This is a genomic window from Nonlabens sp. Hel1_33_55 (genome assembly GCF_900101765.1).
In the GTDB taxonomy this organism is placed as follows: Bacteria; Bacteroidota; Bacteroidia; order Flavobacteriales; family Flavobacteriaceae; genus Nonlabens.
In genome coordinates this window covers 563,757-586,049 of sequence record NZ_LT627735.1, presented here as the reverse complement: position 1 = coordinate 586,049, position 22,293 = coordinate 563,757, and the positions used below count along the sequence as shown (strand labels likewise).

The window sequence follows — 22,293 nt, the reverse complement described above, 5'->3', positions numbered from 1 at the left end:
AGCCCTCAAAAATTGAGGGCTTTATAATATTAAAAAATCAATTTTATTTAATTAGTTCATAACTACGATTGACAAAATCGGTTAAGGCTTCTCCTTTTAATAATCCCTGAGAGAGTTTTGCAAGATCAACAGATTGCTGGATCAGTCTGGCCTTTTTCTTCTCAGTTTTAGTGTTGAAGATTTCTTGGACCAGTTCGTGGTTGGCATTCACCACTAGATTATACATGTCTGGCATATTGCCCATTCCCATCATGCCGCCGCCACCTGTAGCCTGCATCTCTTTCATACGGCGCATAAATTCTGGCTGTGTAATCATAAATGGCGCTGCATCACTGCTCATTGCTTCAACCTGTACCGTATAACTGGAATCTGCAATCGTTTCAGTAATCGATTTTTTCAAAGTCTCCTTTTCCTCATCACTTAACTTGGAGATCTGGTCATCTTCTTTTTTAATCAGATTATCCACGTGGTCTGCATCGACTCTTGCAAATGTGACGTTGTCCTTAGATTGCTCCAGCTTTTGCATCAAGTGTGATACAATTGGAGAATCTAGCAACAAGACTTCATACCCTTTTGATTTGGCTCCAGCTAGATAACTATGCTGTGCTTCTTTATTGGATGCATATAACAGGACTGTCTTACCGTCTTTATCCGATTGAGCTGGCTTCACTTTTTCTATCAACTCATCCCAAGTGTAAAAACTTCCATCTACCGTTGGATACAATGCAAAAGCATCGGACTTTTCAAAGAATTTCTCCTCACTCAACATACCGTACTCTATAACGATCTTGATATCGTTCCACTTTTCTTCAAAAGCAGCACGGTCTTCATTAAAGAGTGATTTCAATTTATCAGCAACCTTTCTAGTGATGTAGCTGGAGATTTTCTTCACTGCTCCGTCTGCCTGTAAGTAGGAACGAGAAACATTCAACGGAATGTCTGGACTATCGATCACACCACGTAGCATCGTTAGGAACTCGGGTACGATTCCTTCCACGTTGTCCGTGACGAAAACCTGATTCTGATACAACTGGATACGATCCTTCTGTACATTCAAGTCCTGAGTCATTTTAGGGAAATACAAGATTCCCGTCAGGTTGAAAGGATAGTCAACATTCAGGTGAATGTGAAACAATGGCTCATCAAACTGCATAGGATACAACTCGCGATAGAAGTTATTGTAGTCTTCATCCTCAAGTTCTGTAGGCTGCTTAGTCCAGGCTGGGTTAGGATTGTTGATAATATTATCAACTTCCTGAGTTGGAGCTTTATCCCCTTCTTTAGCACCTTCTGGCTTTTCAAGAGTTTCTGTCTTTGTACCAAATTTAATCGGCACTGGCATAAACTTGTTGTATTTGGTCAATAGACCTCTTATTTTTCCTTCTTCAAGAAATTCCTTCTCATCGTCAGAAATATGCAGAATGATCTCAGTACCAAATTGTTCCTTATCTGCTGGTTCGATCGTATAGTTAGGTGAACCATCACAAGTCCAGTGTACCGCAGGCTCGTCTTTATAGGACTTGGTTATGATCTCCACCTTGTCGGCCACCATAAAGGCACTGTAGAAACCTAGACCAAAGTGTCCTATAATCCCGCTATCCTGAGCCGTATCCTTATACTTCTCCAGGAACTCCTCAGCACCAGAGAACGCGATGTCGTTGATGTATTTCTGCACCTCATCCTCAGTCATTCCCAGACCTTGATCTATGATGTGAAGGGTCTGATCATCTTTATTGATCTTCACCTCTATTTGTTGATCGCCCAGTTCCACACTAGCCTCACCTATTCTAGCCAGGTGTTTTAATTTTAGGGTAGCATCGGTTGCATTTGAAACGAGTTCACGTAAAAATATCTCGTGATCGCTGTATAAGAACTTCTTAATGAGCGGGAAGATATTCTCAACGGCAACATTAATTTTTCCTTGTTGTGACATATTATATTGTGTTTTTAAAGTTTATGGGTGAGTTACGCTTCCGCGAAAGCGCAATTACCACCATCCTCACAGGTCAAATGAAGTACCAAAACAAATCAAATGACAAGCTGACACTTTTAAACACGAATTGACAGATGTTTTATCGCTTGCTTATAAATTTTGAGGTGTTGAGATAGAACCGCCACGGCAGGTGTTTATCCTCATCTGCATAATCAATGCCTATGCGTTTGCTTGCGGTTATATCGTCATCTTTTGGATTTCCATCGTTAGAAGCTTCAATCCAGACAATATCTCCCGTCAAATCAGAGCCGTAATGTGACCTGTCCAGACCCAACGCCTTGCTAAAATTTCCAGGTCCAGAAGTGAGCGACTTATCCAGCTTCTCCTTACCACGGCGTTCCAGCATCGTGCCGATTCCCGCAACAGGTTCCACCGCACGGATCAATATCGCATCTGCGTTGTCTTTTGTATTGGTAATGATGTTGAAGAGGTTGTGAATGCCATAGCATAGATAGACATAGGCAACGCCACCTTGCTCGTACATCACTTTGGTCCTCTCTGTAAATCTTCCCAGATGTGAATGACAGGCTTTATCATCATAACCACGATAGGCTTCGGTTTCTGTGATAATACCGCTGGTACGTTTGTCGTCAACCATAGAAACTATGGTTTTTCCTATAAGGTCACGTGCTAGAAAAACGACATCATCATTTTGATAATAGCTAGCGGGAAGTTTTTTTGAAGGCATAGTTCTAAAATAAGTGGTCTAATTTTAAAAGCAATCCATCTCACGGATTCTTAATAAAGGTTTAGCAATGCAACTCGTTACCTTTGCAGCCATACCTTACTATATGACATTTCAAGACCTCAACCTTTCTTCTGAGCTTATCTCACAGCTGGAAAAGAACCAATTCTCAAAGCCAACTCCTATTCAACAGCAGGCCATAACTCCTATTCTGGAAGGAAAAGATGTGATGGGAATTGCAAAAACTGGTTCAGGAAAGACTCTTGCGTATGTTTTACCACTACTTGATCGATTAAAAAACCAGTCGTCAGAAAATCGTGAGATTCAAGCGCTTGTTATGGTTCCTACACGGGAACTGGCTGTTCAGGTGAGTGATGCCATAATACTATTTTCAAAGGCGTTGAAGAATCCGCTGATCACGATGGCGGTTTATGGTGGTGTGAGCATCAATCCGCAGATGATGAAGATGAATACCGTGGACATTCTCTTGGCGACGCCTGGACGATTGCTGGAATTGATGGAAAAGAATGCGGTGAAGGTGGCTAGTACAAAGATTTTGGTGCTTGATGAGGCCGATAAAATGTTATCGGCTGGCTTTAAGGAAGAGATGGATCAAATCTTTAACCGATTACCCAGTAAGAAGCAGACGTTGTTGTTTTCTGCCACTCTTTCCAATAAAGTAAGCGAAATCAAACGCCAGCTTCTTAAAGATCCTGTCGTTATAGACGTTCAGGTTCCAGAAGAAGATCTGTCGCTCATCAAGCAGATAGGTTATCGGGTAACCCCAGAAAAGAAAGGCATTTTATTACGTCACCTCATTGAGGAACACGATATGCAGCAAGTATTGATCTTTTGCTCATCTACCTATCAGGTAGAACATGTCAACGACAAACTCAATACGAACGGCATTACATCTAAAGCTGTACACGGTAAAAAAGCGCAAGGCACCAGACAATCGCATCTAAACGATTTCAAGGATGCAGATAGTGATGTACGTTGCCTGGTGACAACAGACCTCTTATCACGTGGTATTGATATAGAATTCTTGCCCTTTGTCATCAACTATGAACTTCCCAGATCGCCCAAGGATTACATCCACAGAATAGGAAGAACCGGCCGCGCCGAAAAGCCAGGGACCGTTTTTACACTCGTAACTCCAGAAGACGCTCATCATATGAGAGTTATCCAGAAAAAAACTAAAATGAAAGTCTGGATGGAAGATCTAGAGGAATGGAACTCTTAGGAAGTTTGTATTAAGCTTTCTCGTAACTGAACCGCTCGTTCTCGACTGTCGCTCGAACCGGCTTGCATTTTAGATTCAAAAGCCAATAAACCAGTATCGAGCGGCAGTCGAGATATGGTTGAAGTTAAAATGCATTTTCCAATAGAAATTCCTTTTCTCAACTACCGCTCGAAAAAGGAATCACATAAATCACCACATTCCCTATTGCAACAAAAAAAGCCCCAACGAATTGAGACTTTAAAATTTAAACTTAAACTTAGATTTAAGTTCTACTACTTCTTCTCAAAATCTAGACTCAAGCTATTCACACAGTGTCTAATTCCAGTATTTGTAGGTCCATCATTAAAAACATGACCTAAATGGCTACCGCAATTGGCGCACAAAATCTCAGTACGCATCATACCGTGAGTTGTATCGCGTTTGCGCTCGATGGCTCCTTCAATCTCATCATCAAAAGAAGGCCAGCCGCAACCGCTGTCAAATTTGGCATCAGATTTATATAGTTCGTTACCACAAGCAGCGCAGCTGTAGACTCCGTCATCGTAATGGGTATTATACTCTCCAGTATGTGGTCGCTCTGTACCTTTTTCTCGTAGAATGTGATACTGTTCTGGGGTCAGTTTCTTTTTATATTCTTCTTCTGTCATATCATTTATTTTTAAGCCTCAATTTCTATTGCCAATTAAGCGTTAGCGATTGAAGTGAAAATCCTTTCTAAGAATTACCGAAAGGATTGAGGTATTCTTTAGAAAGATTGTAACGTAAAGCGCGGCAGTAGAAACCGCAATAAGCGGTGTTCTACTGCAACGCCCTAAAAATTACAATAGCATTTTTTCTTATTTTCTTAATGCTGGTAACTCCTGTCCTTTTGGAACAAAATCCAACGCAACTCCATTGATGCAATGTCTTTTACCGGTAGTTTCTGCTGGTCCATCATTGAAAATATGTCCCAAGTGACCACCACAAGTGGCACATTTAGCTTCATCTCTTTTGTAGCCTATTTTCATATCGCTATCCAGTACGATAGCTCCTTCCATGGCTCTATCATAGCTAGGCCATCCAGTTCCAGATTTAAATTTGTGAGCGTTGTCGTATAGCGGCGCATAGCAAGCGGCACAAATAAGCGTTCCTGGGCTCGTTTCTTCATTCAATGGACTGGAAAATGGACGCTCAGTTCCTGCTTCTCGCAAGATGTTGAATTCCTCTGGTGTAAGGATTTGTTTCCATTCGGCATCTGTTTTAGAGACTTTATAGCTTTGGGTTCCAGAGTTCATCGCCATATCATCGGCTGGTTTATCCTGTGCATTTGATTTGCAGGAAACTGCTGCAATCGCGAGCAGTCCTAATATTGCATTCTTAAACATATCTATTTTTTTATAAAATTAATCCACAACCGTACCTCTTTGTGTTGCAGCTTTGTTAAGCTTATAAACGCATTAGAGAGATGCACAGTTTTATTAAACCTTGATAAGCGGTCTTTTTCCTAAATTTGGTCCATGAATATGAAAGTCGCCATTATAATGGGATCTACCAGTGACCTACCCGTCATGCAGGATGCCATTGATGTTCTTAAGGAACTGCAGATAGAAACGGTTGTTGATGTGGTCAGTGCACACCGCACGCCAGAAAAGATGTTCGATTTTGGCAAGCATGCGCACGATCGTGGTTTTGCTGTTATCATTGCCGGCGCTGGCGGCGCGGCACATCTACCGGGAATGGTCGCGAGTCTATCGCCATTACCTGTTATAGGTGTTCCAGTCAAATCCAGCAATTCCATTGATGGTTGGGATAGTGTTCTTTCCATATTACAAATGCCTGGCGGCGTACCGGTGGCTACCGTGGCGTTGAACGGCGCGAAAAATGCTGGAATTCTTGCTGCCCAGATTCTAGGTGCGACTCAGGAAGATGTACGCAATCGCATTATTGATTATAAGGAAACCCTCAAGAAAAAGGTGACGGATGCCGCAGCGCAGATGCGTTCCCATGAGTAAACCATTCTTCTACAGTTCGATCATTGCTATAGCTTTAACGATACTATGGTTGACCTATGAATTTCAATTGCACCATTTTGTTAGATGGCATTTTCTAGCAGCTGGTGGATTACATTTTATCATGTCCATCATTATCAATCGCCAGTTCACGATTAGAACCAATGTGTTGGGATGGATTCACGTGAGTCTAGCCGTCATATTCTTTGCTTACGGTTATTTTCTATTGTAAATTCTTAATGAATTGATAAGGTATTTAACAAATCCCTATAAAACCTTAGGCCGCTGGCTCGTACATTTACCATTATGAGTACAACTAACAACCCATTATTACAGGAGTTTAAAACACCTCACGGTACAGCTCCATTTTCTCAGATTGAAGAGGCTCATTTTGAGTCCGCTTTCGCGAAAGCGATCTCCCTAGCACAGCAAGAAATAGGCACCATCACCAGTAATGACCAGCCGGCTACATTCACAAATACGATTGAGGCACTGGACCAAAGCGGTGATAAACTAAGCCGAATCAGTTCGATTTTCTTTAATCTCAACAGTGCAGAAACTAACGACGAGATACAGCGCATAGCGCGAGAGGTAAGCCCGCAGTTATCAAAATTTGGTAACGATGTGACACTCAATAAAGAACTATTTGCCAGAGTGAAGGCGGTTTATGATAACCGTGATGAATTATCGCTGGATCCAGAACAGCTGACGTTGCTGGAAAAGCAATACAAGAGATTTGCCAGAAACGGTGCCAACCTAGCAGAAAACAAAAAAGAGCGTCTGCGGGAGATTGACACGAAGTTGTCACAGCTTTCCTTAAGTTTTGGTGAGAATGTACTTGCAGCAACGCAGGAATTTGAATTACATATCACCGATGAAGATCAGCTTGCAGGTTTACCCGAAACTGCGCTAGAAGCAGCTAAGGAAGAAGCCAAAAGCCGTGATAAAGAGGGATACGTTTTCACGCTGGATTATCCCAGCTACATTCCGTTTATGACATATGCAGATAATCGAGAGTTGCGTGAAAAAATGTCAAGAGCCTTTGGTGCAAGAGCCTATAAAGGAAAACACAGTAACCAAGAAAATGTTCTTGAAATCGCTCGATTGAGATATGAGCGCGCCAATTTGTTGGGCTACAAGACCCATGCACATTTCGTGCTGGAAGAGCGCATGGCGATGACGCCTAAAAAAGTTCGCAAATTCTCTGAGGATCTTCTTAAAAAAGCAAAACCTGCTGCCAAAAAAGAGTACGATGAGCTTACAGATTTTGCCATTGAGTATTTGCGTGACAATCATTTAGATCCCATTGAGGAACTTCAAAAATGGGATTCCGCTTACTTTTCTGAAAAGCTCAAAAAAAGCCACTTTAATCTAGATGATGAGTTGCTCAAACCCTACTTCAAATTAGAGAACGTTATAGACGGTGCTTTTGAAGTTGCACAGCGATTGTATGGACTTACATTCCATAAGACAGATAAGATCGATACGTACCATAAAGACGTGATGACCTATGAGGTTAAAAACGAAGATGGTTCCCTCAATTCTATATTCTACGCAGACTTCTTCCCACGTAAGGGAAAAAGAAATGGTGCATGGATGACTTCCTTCAAGGACCAATACATTGAAAACGGCAACAACAGCCGTCCACATATTTCCATCGTCTGTAATTTTACCAAACCTACTGCTACTAAGCCATCGTTATTGACCTTCAACGAGGTTACGACATTGTTTCATGAGTTTGGACACGCGTTGCATGGTATGCTGGCTAATACCACTTATCGCAGCTTATCTGGAACTTCAGTGTTTTGGGATTTTGTAGAGTTGCCCAGTCAGATTCTAGAGAACTGGTGTTATGAAAAAGAAGCATTGGAATTGTTTGCCCGTCATTATAAAACGGATGAGGTGATTCCAGCAGAGTACATTGAAAAAATAAAGAAGGCAGCGAGTTTCCATGAAGGATTACAAACCTTGAGACAGTTGTCCTTTGGAATGTTGGATATGAGCTGGCATGGGATTGATCCTCGTGAGGTAGAAGATGTAAAAGAGCATGAAATGGAAACATTTGATCAAACAGATCTTTATCCTGATGTGGAAAGCAGTTGCATGAGTACCGCATTTGCACATATTTTCCAAGGTGGTTACAGTGCAGGTTACTACTCCTATAAATGGGCAGAAGTGCTTGATGCAGATGCCTTTGAATTATTTAAGGAGAAAGGTATTTTCAATAGGGAAATTGGAACTAGCTTTAAGGATAATGTGTTGTCTAAAGGTGGAACTGAAAACCCAATGTTGTTGTATACACGCTTTCGCGGAAGCGAACCTAAAATAGATGCATTACTGAAACGAGCTGGACTAGTAGCCTAAAGATTAGAAACAAGAATTATAATTGGTTATTTGCCAAACACGCTAAGTAAGCGAATGTCAAAACCTTAATAAATAAAAGATTGCCTGAAGTAAAATTGGATCCGGATAAATGGGTAGATCGCTATGCGGACTACCTATTCAATTACACCATCACCCGAGTGAACGACTCCACGCTGGCAGAAGATCTGGTATCTGAAACTTTTCTCGCGGGACTCAAAAGTGCCCATCGCTTTCAAGGAAAAAGTACAGAACGTACGTGGCTGGTATCCATCTTGAAGCGCAAAATCATTGATCAGTATAGAAAGCAAAACAGTAAAAAAGGTAAAGCTGAGGTTCGTGTTAGCTACCTAGCAACAAGCGATCAAGAAGGCGACTGGCTGGAAGAACGTGTCGGTGATATGCGTAATCCAACGGTAGAAGATGAGATTGAACAACGCGAATTAGGCGAAGCCTTAAATGCCTGCATCAATTCATTGCCAGAACGTTATGCCACCATTTTTGTCCAAAAATCCATTGACAATCTAGAAACTGAAACGATCTGTAAGGAACATGATATCACACCGTCAAATTTATGGGTAATATTGCACCGCGCCAGAGTGCAACTTATGGATTGCCTTAAGGACAAATGGTTCAATGAAAAAGACACATGATAGCTAGACTTTTTATCAAATGTGATGATGCTCACGTACTCAGTACGCGTCATCAATACCGTGACTTAAAGTCAAAAGAGAAATTTCGCTTGAAGTTGCACACCACGCATTGTCCAAGTTGTCGTGATTTTGACAAAACGAATCATTCATTTACAAATAAGATGAATCGTTTAAAGTGGGTTCGCCTTTCTGATGAACAGAAGTCTTCCATAAAGCAGCGATTGATGGAAGAATTGAATCGTTAATAGTTTACTGCACACCACAATCCCAACCATATTGCTGGAATCGATTCTACCCAAAAACTGGCATAATAATCACTTTTAAACTTATTAGAGAAGGCAATTGCTAACGCTGTCAATGCATATATGACTAGTGCAATTACCGAATCGTATTGAGTTACTTCAAATTGCCAGATATCTATACCTGCCACTATAAGCAGTAAAAATATGCCCGTGTATTCTGATGCTCTAATACCAATAAGTTGTGGTAAGGTGCGCAGCTCGCTTGCATCATATTTCAGGTCCCGTATTTCAAATGGAATACATAATGCAATTACGAATAAAGTGTATTTGAGTATAGGCAAAACAAGAACAATTGGCATTCCAAAATTTTCTTTTCTAAAAACTGAATTTTCCAATAACTCACTGTTTTCAATAATAATTTCTGGTAACAACACAGCCATCAGCGACCAGCAAAGCCCAATAGTTAACAACTTTAAAATAGGTATCTGTCTAAAACTACGGCCTAGAATTTCGGGTAAAGCGTAGAGAGAAGTCAAAAGGCCGCAAACTAGAAACAAAGCAATGGCATTAATTCCCATTTCTACTACTGCCACAAGAGCAACCACAACGCAAACCATAGTCAACGCAATAATCCATCGCCTAAATCGAAAAGATCGTTGTAACAAATGCACATATTTGGCAAGATTATAACCTACTAACGTAGAAGTTCCCACTGCTAACAACTCCCAAATTGTTGGCTCAAAACCAGCTGACAAAGCAACCACCGCAAAGAAAGCAATGTAACATAAACTCACGTGCAGACTGCTGCGCAAATAGAAGTCAAATAAATCGTGCACCATCCTCATATCTCAAAGGTAATTCCCATCGTTAACAACTTGTCACAAACCGTTGAAAAATCATCCTTTATCGCTGCTCTTACATGTTAGTTTCCACAGCTTAAACGACTATTTTTGTATTGCTTAAAATAGACCCTTAAGACCTATGAATACAGATCGTTTTGCACTTAGACACATTGGCCCACGACGCGCAGATCTTCCAGAGATGTTGGAAAAAATCGGCGTTGAGGATATTGATCAGTTAATTCATGAGACCATTCCTGCGGGAATTAGGCTCAAAAAAGAATTGGAGCTTGACAAAGCCATGAGTGAATATGAATTTTCTTCCCATATCAATACCCTGGGAAATAAAAATAAGCAGTACAAGTCTTTTATAGGATTGGGATATAATGCAGCTATTATACCAGCGGTGATTCAGCGCAATATTTTGGAGAATCCAGGTTGGTATACCGCTTATACACCATATCAAGCAGAGATTGCGCAAGGTCGACTTGAGGCATTGTTGAATTACCAGACCATGGTGACAGACCTCACAGGAATGGAATTAGCAAACGCTTCATTACTCGATGAATCCACAGCTGCTGCAGAGGCAATGACGCTTTTACTTTCAGTTCGTGATCGCGATCAGAAGAAAAATAACCACGTCAAATTCTTCGTGGATCATGACGTACTACCACAAACTAAGGAACTCTTGAAAACACGTGCGATTCCGCTTGAGATTGAGTTGGTAGAAGGTAATCCTAAAGAAATGGATCTTGATGATACCTACTACGCTATTTTGTTACAATATCCTGGTGCGAGTGGTAATGTGGTGGATTATACCGCTTTCGCGAAAGAGTGTTCGAACAAGGGCATTCGAATAGCAGTCGCAGCAGATATCTTATCATTAGTATTGCTGGAAGCTCCTGGACATTGGGGCGCAGATGTCGTTGTGGGAACGACACAACGATTTGGAATCCCATTGGGATATGGTGGTCCTCATGCTGCATTTTTTGCAACTAGAGAAGAATTTAAAAGACAGATTCCTGGGCGTATCATTGGTGTAACTAAGGATATGGATGGCAAGCGTGCACTGCGCATGGCTTTGCAGACAAGAGAACAACACATAAAACGTGACAAAGCCACCTCAAACATATGTACCGCACAGGTTTTACTAGCTGTTATGGCTGGAATGTATGCTGTATATCATGGTCCACGAGGTCTTAAATATATCGCTAGCAAAGTTCACAAACATGCTGCGACACTTGCAGATGCTATTGAAAAACTAGGCATTTATCAGACTAACGAAAATTACTTTGACACGCTTTCATTTAAAGCAGATTCTGATGCGGTACGCAAGGTTGCCTTAGAAATGGAATTGAATTTTTATTATCCCGATGCAGATACAGTGCAGGTTTCTATCAATGAGACTACATCTCTTGCAGATCTGAATGAAATTGTTTCCGCTTTCGCGAAAGCGGTAAATAAAGAAGCAAATTCCATCACAAGACTATTGAAGGAAACGAACTTAGGAACCGGACGCCAGACCGACTTCCTTACGTTTGAGGTTTTCAATTCGTACCATAGCGAGACAGAATTAATGCGTTACATCAAACGATTGGAGCGCAAGGATCTGGCATTAAATCACTCGATGATTGCTTTGGGATCCTGTACAATGAAACTCAACGCCGCAGCAGAAATGTTGCCGCTATCAGATCCTCAATGGGGAAATATCCATCCATTTGTACCGCTGGATCAAGCAGCTGGTTATCAGGAGATGCTCAAAAAATTAGAGCTTCAATTGAATGAAGCTACCGGTTTTGCAGGAACTTCACTGCAACCCAATTCTGGAGCGCAAGGTGAGTTTGCAGGTCTTATGGCGATACGAGCCTATCACATTTCACGAGGTGATGAGCATAGAAATATCTGTTTGATTCCGTCAAGTGCTCATGGGACCAATCCTGCCAGTGCCGTTATGGCTGGTATGCAAGTGGTGGTCACAAAAGCATTGGAAAACGGGAACATTGACGTTGACGACTTAAGAGAAAAAGCAGAAAAATATAAAGACAGCCTAAGTGCTTTGATGGTGACCTATCCATCCACTCATGGCGTTTATGAAAGTGCCATCAAGGAAATTACAGGTTTGATTCATGAAAATGGCGGACTGGTGTATATGGATGGAGCCAACATGAATGCACAGGTTGGTTTGACCAATCCTGGAAACATAGGCGCAGACGTTTGTCACTTGAATTTGCATAAGACATTTGCCATTCCGCATGGTGGTGGCGGTCCTGGAGTAGGTCCTATTTGTGTGGCAAAAAGGCTGGTTCCGTTTTTGCCTACCAATCCTATTGTTCCAACTGGTGGCGATCAAGCGATTACACCTATTAGTGCAGCGCCTTTTGGTAGTGCGTTGGCATGTCTTATTTCCTACGGTTACATCTGCATGCTAGGTGCTGATGGTCTTAAAAGATCTACGGAATATGCCATCATCAATGCTAACTATATCAAAGAAAGACTCAAAGGAAGTTTTGAATGTCTTTATTCTGGTGAACAAGGTCGTGCCGCTCACGAAATGATCATTGACTGCAGACCATTTAAGGAAAACGGTATTGAAGTAGTTGATATAGCCAAAAGATTAATGGATTACGGCTTCCACGCTCCTACTGTTTCTTTTCCTGTAGCTGGTACGATGATGATCGAACCTACAGAATCAGAAAGTAAGACAGAAATGGATCGCTTTTGTGATGCCATGATTTCCATCAGAAAAGAAATTTCAGAATGTGATAAGGATGAACCTAATAATCTTTTGAAGAACGCACCGCATACGATGATGATGCTTACTGCAAATGAATGGGATTTTCCTTACACTCGCGAACAAGCAGCTTACCCATTAGATTGGGTATCACTCAACAAATTCTGGCCATCAGTTCGTAGAGCAGATGATGCTTATGGTGACCGTAATTTGATGTGTACCTGCGCACCAATGGAAGAATATTTATAGAGTTGAAATATGCCAATCGTCATCTGATGATTGGCATATTTATTATGCATGCATAGAAAAATGAGCCGAGAAATAGGATAATCAATTTTTTATCACTTTTTTTACAAATTATTATGATTTTATGAGAGCTAAAATTACTGGTGTAGGAAGTTATGTTCCAGATGTTGTGCGTAAAAACGAGGAGTTTTTAAATCACGAGTTTCTTAACAACGACGGTAGTTCCTTTGGTAGTGATAATCAGACGATCATTGAAAAGTTTACCGCTATTACTGGTATTGAGGAGCGTCGCTATATTAACGACACCCAATTCACCAGCGATATAGCTGCCGAGGCTGCAAAAAAAGCTATTGAAGATTCCAAAGTTGACCCAGAAACACTTGATTATATTATTGTCGCGCACAATTATGGTGATGTGAAGCCAAATGGTGGCAGCAGTGATATGGTTCCTAGTTTAGGCACTCGTGTCAAACAAAAATTGGGCATCAACAATCCGGGTTGTGTTGCGTATGATGTTCTCTTCGGTTGTCCTGGATGGATTCTGGGATTGACTCAAGCAGATTCTTTTATAAAATCAGGACTGGCTAAAAAAGTTCTAGTCATTGGAGCAGAGGCTCTTTCTAGAGTTGTGGATCCTCATGATAGGGATAGTATGATCTATTCTGACGGTGCTGGTGCAGTGATCGTGGAACAAAGTGATGACGAGACCGGAATCATTGGTCAAGCTACAGCAACCTATACCAATGAAGAGGCTTATTTCATCTTTAATCAAAAATCCTACAACGTTAAGTTAGAAGATAAAACGCAGTACATTAAAATGTACGGTCGACGCATCTACAATTTCGCACTTTCTAAAGTTCCGGAAGGTATGAAAGCCGCTTTAGATCAATCTGGTGTTGACATCAAGGACCTCAAGAAGATATTTATCCATCAGGCTAATGAAAAAATGGATGAAGCCATCGTTACTAGATTCTATAAGTTGTACGGTATGGAAATGCCTCAACATATCATGCCTATGATCATCCATAAATTGGGAAACAGCAGTGTTGCAACCGTTCCTACGGTTATGGATCTTGTAATGAAAGGCAAAATGAAGGATCACAAAGTTGAAAAAGGTGATGTGGTAATGTTTGCCAGCGTTGGAGCTGGAATGAACATTAATGCCATTGTTTATAGGTATTAGATTAATCTAACTCTTTTTTTGTAAATAATACTTGAGTTGTCACTTAATAACTTGATACCGCATTAAACGACAGTGAATCTAAAATTTTTTAAAATCAGTTAAAACGTCTGAAAAACAGCAAGAACCACCTGTCCTTTTGAAGAATTGCTGGTGATTTCTCTCATATATCCAGCCTGTATGCGTAAATCTGAATTTAAGCGATAACCTACACCTCCAAAACTCCAGTTGCGGTCAAACCTTTCCACGGTTGAATTGCGCAGCTGTGTCTCACCATTAATAAAAATCTCATTCCAAAATGGTAGGTAAAAATCACTCAACTCTTCCTCGCTATTGTAAAAGTTGACATTCACAAACAGCGTATAACGCGCCCTGCTACGAAAATCCTGATCCTCAATAAATCGCTCCTCAAAACGGAAACGGTGTCTTATTCCAAAAGTCTTACCTGCATCTGTATCCATCCAAACGTCCTGATGCAAACGATGTTCTGAAGTTCCCGCATCACCAGACCCAAAGGGCTCACTATAAAAATACCCATACCCTGCATGTAGTTCTAGTGTTCCCGCTTTTGGCGTGTAGGCAATAGCTGTACGAGCAATAAATTGCTGAAAATCGTTGGTCACTTCATAGGTACGAAACTGAAAATCTCCAGCCACTTTAAATCTCTCTGACAATGGAACAGTATAAAAATACTGACTCCACAAACCTGTCTCGCTGACACCACGTTGGGACAGCGCCACCTGACAGGTGATAATTATTATAAATACCGCTAAGAAATTTTTCATGGGAAGGATTATACTTACAAAGCTACAAAGGGTCTTGGTAGGAAGCAAAAAAGCAGCCTTGCAAAATCTTTTTTGCTTACGAGCGACAACGTGATAGTACTGGCGTTGGATGAGAATTCCGCTTTCGCGAAAGCGATAAAATCAGCTAACCTTGTAACATAAATAGGTATATAGCGACTAATAGAAAAGCAGTGAATGTCGCACTATTACTGGCCTGAATTGATGTCAGAGTAATGTGTTTGGTATGATTATTGCTACTATATTTTTGGTTGTCAAAAGCTGACAGCCGCCTAATTTTTTAATCTTTTTATTTTAATGAGACAACTCAAAATCACCAAGCAGGTTACCAACCGTGAGTCTAAATCGCTAGACAAGTATCTACAAGACATCTCTAAGATCGACCTGATCACTGCAGAGGAAGAAGTGGAACTGGCACAGCGTATTAAAAAAGGTGATCAGAGAGCACTTGAGAGATTGACTACTGCAAACTTACGTTTTGTGGTTTCTGTTGCAAAACAGTATCAAAATCAAGGGCTTAAATTACCCGATCTTATTAATGAAGGAAATGCCGGTCTCGTAAAGGCTGCCAAAAGGTTTGATGAAACTCGCGGTTTCAAATTCATATCGTACGCGGTATGGTGGATACGCCAGTCGATCTTACAGGCACTAGCAGAGCAGTCACGTATCGTGCGACTTCCATTGAACAAAATCGGTTCGATTAACAAAATCAACAAGGCTTTTTCACACCTCGAGCAACTGCATGAGCGTCCACCATCACCTGAAGAACTAGCAACTGAGCTAGATATGACGGTAAGTGACGTGAAGCAATCGCTTAAGAATGCCGGGCGTCACGTATCCATGGATGCGCCGCTTAAAGAAGGTGAGACTTCTAACCTTTACGACGTTGTTCGTAGTGGTGAGTCACCTAATCCTGACCGCGCTCTATTGCATGAGTCGCTAACGCTTGAGATTACTCGCGCGCTAGAGACACTATCGCAAAAAGAGGCAGATGTTATTTCTCTATACTTCGGTATTGGGAACCAGCAGCCTATGAGTTTGGAAGAGATAGGTGAAACTTTTGACTTGACCCGTGAGCGCGTGCGCCAGATCAAGGAAAAAGGAATCAAGAGACTACGCCAGAACAGCCGTAGTAAAATCTTGAAGTCTTATCTAGGATAAGCCATTTTATTATATTTTTTTATACTGAAGCGCCTGAGAGGGCGCTTTTTTATTGGGTTGTTTTTTGTTTTTTGCTTTCCTGCCTGCGGCAGGCAGGCGCAAAACATCTAATGCATCTTATAAATCAAAGTGAAAAGGTTTTTTGAATCTGCTCTATCACAACTTTTTGAAATCATCACACCATATCTCCTGAAACCGTATTGAAATTTAAAAATTATTTCAAATTGACAACAGTTTATACGCTCTGTATAGTTCTTGTAGTGGTTAATTTACCCATTGGGAAGCAATTCTTACTCTATTTTTATCGAAAATCTTTAGTGCTCGTTATGACACATTTTTATTCTCTGATTATCTTCTTTTCATTCTACACTGGATCTTCACAAAGTTTACCCGTCAATTTTGAAGGAGATATAACCACATCAAATTTCGTTGATTTTGAAGGTGGAACAGCAATAGTAACATCAAACCCAAATTCATCAGGAATCAACACAAGTTCATCTGTTGCACGAATCATTAGAGATGGAGGAGCACCTTTTGCAGGTAGTAAAATTTTATTGACAGATAATTTAGATTTTTCTGAGTTAACTAAAATAACCATGAAAGTCTATTCAAGTGCACCTGTGGGAACTACGGTAAAGTTTAAACTAGAAGGCTCTGGGCCAGCTGCAGACGTAGATGCTTTTACCACCGTTTCCAACTCATGGGAAACTTTGGAATGGGTTTTTGTAGGCACTGAAAATAATCTAAATGAAATTGTTTTCATGTTTGATTTTGGCAATGTTGGAGATGGTTCAGATGATTCTACATTTTATTTTGATGATATTGAACAGGTTTCAGGACCAGTAGCACCTGTACCTACTTCTTTACCCATTGATTTTGAATCAGATGTTGTCAGTACTGATTTCATCAATTATAATGGTGCTAAAGCAACCATTATTTCTAACCCGCAGATGGATGAAGATAACCCAAGCGAGACCGTTTGTCAAGTAGTGAGGGATGGTGGTAATTTTTGGGCAGGAAGCAAAGTCTTTTTAAATGAAAACATTGATTTATCTACCATGTGGTACATTTCAATGAAGGTTTATACCACAGCACCCGTAGGTACTAGAATTAAATTAGAACTTGAAAACTCAGGCGGAATTACTAATCTAGATCAATTAACCACAGTCTCTGGTGCATGGGAAACCATAAGTTGGAATTTTGATGGAAAGGCTAGTGATTACAATAGGATACAGGTAATGTTTGATTTTGGAACTATTGGAGACGGTTCATCTACCTCTACCTTTTTGTTTGACGAGGTGCAACAAATATCTGGTCCTGCTTTACCAGAGGCATTACCAACAACCCTTCCTATAGATTTTGAAAACAGCGTTGTAACTACAGACTTTACAAATTTTTTCGGCGCAGAAACGACAATCCTTCCCAACCCAAAAATGGACGCAAACAACCCTAGTGCTACAGTAGGGAAATTTCTAAGAAGTGGTGGTGCAGGATTTATGAGAAGTAAATTAAGGTTGACAGATTATCTTAAGAACATGTCAACTACTGGAACGATATCTATGAAAGTGTATACAGAAGCTCCAGTTGGATCCATCCTTAAATTCAAATTAGAAAGTACTCCACCAGAACAATTTGGTAAAGAACAAGACGCATTAACCACAGTATCTGGCGAGTGGGCCACCTATACTTGGGATCTTTCAAACGCCGATAGCCCTATATACGATGTACTAACCTTGATGCTAGGTTATAATGGAGCAAATGATGCATCTCCAAATGCAACGTTTTTCTTCGATGATATCCAGATCATATCAAATACTTTAAGTAATGACGTTGACCAGGCTTTAAGCATTGACGACATTTATGCTTTTCCAAACCCTTCTAAAGATTTAATTACAATTACATCTAAAAACGAGAGTATAGAAAATATTACACTTTATAACACTCTGGGAAACAAGGTCAATGAAGTTAAACCCAATAGCCTTAGTACAATTATTGACACCTCAACTTTAGCTAGTGGAATGTACTTTGCTCGAATTTCAACCACATTAGGAGTAAGTACTATTACATTAGTAAAAAAATGAAAACTTACCACCCATTTTTTGATCCTTTAGTTCTTTGGAAGCGCTCTTTCGGCTATGGCCTAGAATAATCGCTTTGTCTGAACCTACAGGGCATGAAACAAATACAGAGATTACTATCAACAGCAATAGGAATCGTAAAATTTGAAATCTCTTAGTTTTAATAGTTGAAAACTTCATTTATCAGTTGCATCGTTGACCAACCTAAGTCTAATTTAATTAGCCAATAATTTCGATCCAATAAACTGGTCAGATCGAATTTGCTATTCAACCTTTGAATGCAATCAATTCCTGCTAGATTTTAGCCTGATACGTATACAAATCAAAATAACGACCTTCTTTAGCAATCAACTCGTCATGAGTGCCACGTTCCGCGATTTCTCCTGATTCAATGACTAGTATTTGGTCTGCTTTCTTAATAGTGCTTAATCGATGAGCTATGATGATCGTGGTTCTGTTTTTAACTAGTTCTCCTAAAGATTTTTGAATAAGAGCCTCGCTTTCAGTATCTAGGTTGGATGTAGCTTCATCAAGAATAATGATTTTAGGATCGGCTAGGATGGCTCTGGCAATAGCAATACGCTGGCGTTGACCACCAGATAATTTGACACCACGCTCGCCTATCAACGTATCTAGTCCATCATCAAAACGGTCTGTAAACTCATTGACGTGACCAGCTTTAACTGCTGCAAGCAAACGATCCTCGCTGGCGTCTGGTCGTGGGAATAATATGTTTTCCCTTATACTTCCCTCAAATAAAAACTCGTCCTGTAATACAACTCCCAGATGCTTTCTAAAGCTAGCCAGCTTCACTTTGGACATATCCTGACCATCAATAGTAACCATGCCCTTGACGGGATTCAAAAATGTCGCTGACAATCCCGCGATGGTAGATTTTCCAGAACCTGAACTTCCAACCAGCGCAATGGTAGATCCAGATTTTGCTTCAAAAGAAATGTTATGAATCACCTCTTTGCCTTTCTCGTATGAAAAAGAGACGTTTTCAAATTTCAAGTCGCCTTTAAAATGTTGCAAGTCAATCGTGCGGTCACCCATTTCATCTTCAGGAGTAAGATTCATTAGCTCTTCTGTACGGTCCAGTCCTGCAAGCGCTTCTGTGAGTTGGCTACCAATATTGCTCATCTGTATAATGGGCGCGATCATAAAACCTAGCAGAATAGTAAAGAACAAAAATTCTCCAACTGTCATATCGCCTTCCATCATGAAATAACCACCTATTCCCATTATACCAACTGAGGCTAATCCCAACAAAAAGGTAGAACTACTGGTGACTATTGCAGTTGCGGTTAGACTCTTCTTTACATTCTGGTAGAGTCGATCGACACCTTCTTCAAAGATTTTGTTTTCTTGAGCTTCAGCTCCAAAGCCTTTGATCACTCGCACACCTGCCAGAGTTTCAGTTAATCTTCCAGTTACATCTGCACTTATTTTTCCTCGATTTCTGAAAATAGGCCTGATATATTTGAAGGCTCTCAAAGCGACAAAGCCAAAAATCGCTACCGGTAGAAACACAAATAAGGTCATTAAGGCGTTGATCCTAATCAGCAATACTAGCGAGACGATCGCTGTAATCGTTCCACCAACCAATTGAACAAGGCCTGTTCCTATCAAATTGCGCACGCCTTCCACATCATTCATAATCCGCGATACTAGTGCTCCTGACTTTGAATTATCGAAAAAACTAATGGGTAGTGACAGGACTTTCTTTTGAACTTGCGCGCGCAGTTCTGAAATTAAAAACTGTGCCTGTACACTCAATATTATGGTCAACAAATAAGATGTTATTGCCTGCACGAGCAATGCAAACCCCACTAACCACAGTAAATCATAGAGCGCCTCGTAATCTTTATTAGGAATAACATCGTCCAGTAACGCTTTAGATTTCCATGGCAATACAAGACTCGCGAGTCTACTGATGACGATAAGAATCAGCCCGATGAATACCAACTTCCTACGTGGCCAAATAATCGTTTTAAATGCCGAGGTTATCGTGACTTTGGATCTGCTATTCGCTGAATTTTCCGCTTCTTCATTCATAGTTGGTAAAGATAGGGTTTGTGGTTAGTCAGCTTTCGCGAAAGCGAGATCAATCAAATAATAGTTCAAGTTTTAAAGTTTTGTCAATTTGATACATCAATGAAACAATACGTTTTAGAACTTTTACCTTTATCTATCAAAGAATTCATACTGATGAAGAAATTAAAAATAGCGCTCGACTGGACTCCTAACATCAATCACATCGGCTTTTTTGTGGCACAAGAGCTAGGTTTCTACAAAGATTCTGGGTTAGATGTCACTATCATAGATCCTTCCCAAGACAACTATAAAACAACGCCGGCCAAAAAAGTAGAAAACGGTGATGCCGATTTTGCTTTGTGCCCAACAGAAAGCATCATAAGCTATCAAACCAAAGCGAACTCATTCCATCTTATAGGCATTGCAGCAATTCTCAAAAAAGACTTGAGTGCTATTGTAGTGAAAAGTGATAGTGGTATAAAATCACCACGTGATCTGGATGGTAAAAAATACAGTTCTTACGAGGCGAGGTATGAAGATGAGATCGTACGCCAGATGATTATTAATGATGGTGGTCAAGGAGAATTCAAAATAGGTTATCCAGAAAAATTGGGTATCTGGGACACGGTTCTGGATGGTGAGTTTGATGCTACGTGGATATTTTTGAATTGGGAAGGTGTGGCTGCAGAAGCGATGGAAACTCCTGTACGTTATTTCAAAATGGAGGATTATGATATTCCTTACTCGTACTCTCCAGTTTTGGTTGCCAACGGTGATTTATTGGATGATCGTAAAACTGATTATTCAAAATTTTTAGAGGCAACAGCTAAAGGTTTTCTACACTGCAAGGAATATCCGCAGGAGAGTATTGCTCTTTTCAAGAAATATGTTCCCAGCAGTGATGTACATATTAATCTAGATAAAGCTCTTGAATTATCGTTACCTAGTTTTGATGCAAGAGATAATTGGGGACTTTTTGACTCCAGCATTATCGGCCGATTTGTAGATTGGATAAAATATAAAAAACTGGAAACCAAAACATTTGAAGCTGCAGATTTGTTCACCAACTCCTTACTAGAAAAATAATTTAAAATACTTATGTGGGCACTAACAAATCAGGCAACTCCACTTTTATTTCCAATACCAATTTTGAATTACCTAAAGCTAAACGAGTACAAATCTACTGCTTCAGGTAATTTTAGAGGATGAAGTGATTATATTAGTCTGTTCATAAGGTAAATCAACCAGCCAATATGTACGATAAAAAAATAGCCATTATTGGCTGCGGGAATTTAGGTCTTTCAATACTCAATGGACTTCTAGCAGATCCCAAGATTGATCCCAAAAAAATAACAGTAACTAAACGCCGTACCTCGAGCTTAAGTCATCTTGCTGATACTGGCATTCACATTACTTCCAATAATATCGAAGCTGTTCAACAATCAGAGTTGCTGATTATTGCCCTAAAGCCGTACACAATTCTTGAAATCCTTAAGGAACTTAAAGGAGTTCTAAAAGAGGATCAACATATTATAGCCTCGTTAGCGACTGGGATTTCTATACAGCAAATTGAATCTGCAATTGATCTTGATATTCCTGTATTCAGAGCGATGCCTAATACAGCAGCAGATGTAGGTGAATCCTTGACGTGTATAGCAAGCAGCACTTCAAATGCAGATTCAGAAAAGATTGTAAAACAGTGTTTTGATACCATAGGTACTTCTATCGTTATCAATGAAGAATTGATGGATGCCGCTACCGTTTTGGGTGCATGCGGTATTGCATACGTATTAAGATTTATGCGCGGTATGATTCAGGGTGGCATTGAGATAGGCTTTGATGCCGTTACTGCCAGCAACATTGTGACACATACCGTAAAAGGAGCCGCTCAGTTGCTTATTGAGCGCAAGCAACATCCAGAACACGAGATTGATAAAGTTACAACTCCCAAAGGCTGTACTATTGCCGGCTTAAATGAAATGGAGCATAATGGCTTTAGTAGTGCTCTTATCAAGGGAATTGTAACATCGTACGATAAAATCGAGAAGTAAAC

Annotated in this window: 18 protein-coding genes; 11 read left to right on the top strand and 7 right to left on the bottom strand. The window is 40.4% G+C overall.

Annotated elements, in window-relative coordinates; all coding sequences use genetic code 11:
* Window positions 1-43: 43 nt before the first annotated feature.
* Both htpG and BLO34_RS02620 read right to left on the bottom strand, forming a co-directional pair.
* Window positions 44-1,933 (bottom strand): molecular chaperone HtpG, encoded by a 1,890-nt coding sequence (gene htpG, locus BLO34_RS02625; RefSeq protein ID WP_090752346.1) that lies wholly within the window; start codon window positions 1,931-1,933, stop codon window positions 44-46.
* Window positions 1,934-2,072: 139 nt separating this feature from the next.
* A complete protein-coding gene (locus BLO34_RS02620; protein ID WP_090752344.1) occupies window positions 2,073-2,681 on the bottom strand; it encodes a DNA-3-methyladenine glycosylase in 609 nt (202 codons plus the stop codon).
* A 67-nt stretch (window positions 2,682-2,748) separates the two neighbouring features.
* Between BLO34_RS02620 and BLO34_RS02615 the strand changes: the two genes are divergently transcribed.
* The gene (locus tag BLO34_RS02615; RefSeq protein WP_231959539.1) at window positions 2,749-3,921 is read left to right on the top strand and encodes a DEAD/DEAH box helicase; all 1,173 of its coding nucleotides are present in this window, start codon (window positions 2,749-2,751) and stop codon (window positions 3,919-3,921) included.
* Between the two features lie 272 nt (window positions 3,922-4,193).
* On the opposite strand, the gene msrB (BLO34_RS02610) is transcribed toward BLO34_RS02615, so the two are convergent.
* Together msrB (BLO34_RS02610) and msrB (BLO34_RS02605) are read right to left on the bottom strand one after the other, a co-directional pair.
* Window positions 4,194-4,568 carry a peptide-methionine (R)-S-oxide reductase MsrB gene (msrB, locus tag BLO34_RS02610; RefSeq protein WP_090752340.1) on the bottom strand — a complete coding sequence of 125 codons (375 nt, stop codon included), beginning with the start codon at window positions 4,566-4,568 and terminating at the stop codon, window positions 4,194-4,196.
* A gap of 189 nt (window positions 4,569-4,757) precedes the next feature.
* Window positions 4,758-5,285 (bottom strand): peptide-methionine (R)-S-oxide reductase MsrB, encoded by a 528-nt coding sequence (gene msrB, locus BLO34_RS02605; RefSeq protein WP_090752339.1) that lies wholly within the window; start codon window positions 5,283-5,285, stop codon window positions 4,758-4,760.
* 138 nt (window positions 5,286-5,423) lie between these two features.
* Between msrB (BLO34_RS02605) and purE the strand changes: the two genes are divergently transcribed.
* The 4 genes from purE (at window position 5,424) to BLO34_RS02590 (ending at window position 8,923) form a co-directional block, all read left to right on the top strand.
* On the top strand, window positions 5,424-5,912 hold the full coding sequence (purE, locus tag BLO34_RS02600; RefSeq protein WP_090756380.1) for a 5-(carboxyamino)imidazole ribonucleotide mutase: 489 nt from the start codon (window positions 5,424-5,426) through the stop codon (window positions 5,910-5,912).
* Window positions 5,905-6,141, top strand: a complete 237-nt coding sequence (locus tag BLO34_RS14530; protein WP_157686626.1) for a hypothetical protein — start codon at window positions 5,905-5,907, stop codon at window positions 6,139-6,141. The genes purE and BLO34_RS14530 overlap by 8 nt, the downstream gene beginning before the upstream one ends.
* A 74-nt stretch (window positions 6,142-6,215) precedes the next feature.
* The gene (locus BLO34_RS02595) at window positions 6,216-8,273 is read left to right on the top strand and encodes a M3 family metallopeptidase (protein WP_090752337.1); all 2,058 of its coding nucleotides are present in this window, start codon (window positions 6,216-6,218) and stop codon (window positions 8,271-8,273) included.
* Window positions 8,274-8,353: 80 nt separating this feature from the next.
* Entirely contained in the window at window positions 8,354-8,923 is a 570-nt protein-coding gene (locus BLO34_RS02590) for a sigma-70 family RNA polymerase sigma factor (protein WP_090752335.1), read from the top strand.
* A gap of 241 nt (window positions 8,924-9,164) precedes the next feature.
* Here the strand turns inward: BLO34_RS02590 and BLO34_RS02580 are convergent, their stop codons facing one another.
* Window positions 9,165-10,010, bottom strand: a complete 846-nt coding sequence (locus BLO34_RS02580) for a hypothetical protein (RefSeq protein ID WP_090752331.1) — start codon at window positions 10,008-10,010, stop codon at window positions 9,165-9,167.
* 136 nt (window positions 10,011-10,146) lie between these two features.
* Here BLO34_RS02580 and gcvP point away from each other — a divergent pair, with 136 nt between their 5' ends.
* Together gcvP and BLO34_RS02570 are read left to right on the top strand one after the other, a co-directional pair.
* Entirely contained in the window at window positions 10,147-12,984 is a 2,838-nt protein-coding gene (gene gcvP / locus BLO34_RS02575) for an aminomethyl-transferring glycine dehydrogenase (RefSeq protein ID WP_090752330.1), read from the top strand.
* Window positions 12,985-13,105: 121 nt separating this feature from the next.
* Window positions 13,106-14,164 carry a 3-oxoacyl-ACP synthase III family protein gene (locus BLO34_RS02570; RefSeq protein ID WP_090752328.1) on the top strand — a complete coding sequence of 353 codons (1,059 nt, stop codon included), beginning with the start codon at window positions 13,106-13,108 and terminating at the stop codon, window positions 14,162-14,164.
* Window positions 14,165-14,262: 98 nt separating this feature from the next.
* Here BLO34_RS02570 and BLO34_RS02565 read toward each other — a convergent pair whose 3' ends face one another.
* Window positions 14,263-14,946, bottom strand: a complete 684-nt coding sequence (locus tag BLO34_RS02565; RefSeq protein WP_090752326.1) for a DUF2490 domain-containing protein — start codon at window positions 14,944-14,946, stop codon at window positions 14,263-14,265.
* Window positions 14,947-15,261: 315 nt separating this feature from the next.
* Between BLO34_RS02565 and BLO34_RS02560 the strand changes: the two genes are divergently transcribed.
* Both BLO34_RS02560 and BLO34_RS02555 read left to right on the top strand, forming a co-directional pair.
* Window positions 15,262-16,125: an RNA polymerase sigma factor RpoD/SigA gene (locus tag BLO34_RS02560; RefSeq protein WP_090752325.1), complete on the top strand. Its 864-nt coding sequence runs from the start codon at window positions 15,262-15,264 to the stop codon at window positions 16,123-16,125.
* Window positions 16,126-16,451: 326 nt separating this feature from the next.
* Window positions 16,452-18,206, top strand: coding sequence for a T9SS type A sorting domain-containing protein (locus BLO34_RS02555; RefSeq protein ID WP_090752323.1), 1,755 nt, complete (start codon window positions 16,452-16,454; stop codon window positions 18,204-18,206).
* Between the two features lie 291 nt (window positions 18,207-18,497).
* Here the strand turns inward: BLO34_RS02555 and BLO34_RS02550 are convergent, their stop codons facing one another.
* Window positions 18,498-20,261, bottom strand: coding sequence for an ABC transporter ATP-binding protein (locus BLO34_RS02550; RefSeq protein ID WP_090752321.1), 1,764 nt, complete (start codon window positions 20,259-20,261; stop codon window positions 18,498-18,500).
* A 153-nt stretch (window positions 20,262-20,414) separates the two neighbouring features.
* Here BLO34_RS02550 and BLO34_RS02545 point away from each other — a divergent pair, with 153 nt between their 5' ends.
* Both BLO34_RS02545 and proC read left to right on the top strand, forming a co-directional pair.
* Window positions 20,415-21,326: an ABC transporter substrate-binding protein gene (locus tag BLO34_RS02545; RefSeq protein WP_090756378.1), complete on the top strand. Its 912-nt coding sequence runs from the start codon at window positions 20,415-20,417 to the stop codon at window positions 21,324-21,326.
* 167 nt (window positions 21,327-21,493) lie between these two features.
* Window positions 21,494-22,291 (top strand): pyrroline-5-carboxylate reductase, encoded by a 798-nt coding sequence (gene proC, locus BLO34_RS02540; RefSeq protein ID WP_090752320.1) that lies wholly within the window; start codon window positions 21,494-21,496, stop codon window positions 22,289-22,291.
* Window positions 22,292-22,293: the final 2 nt, after the last annotated feature.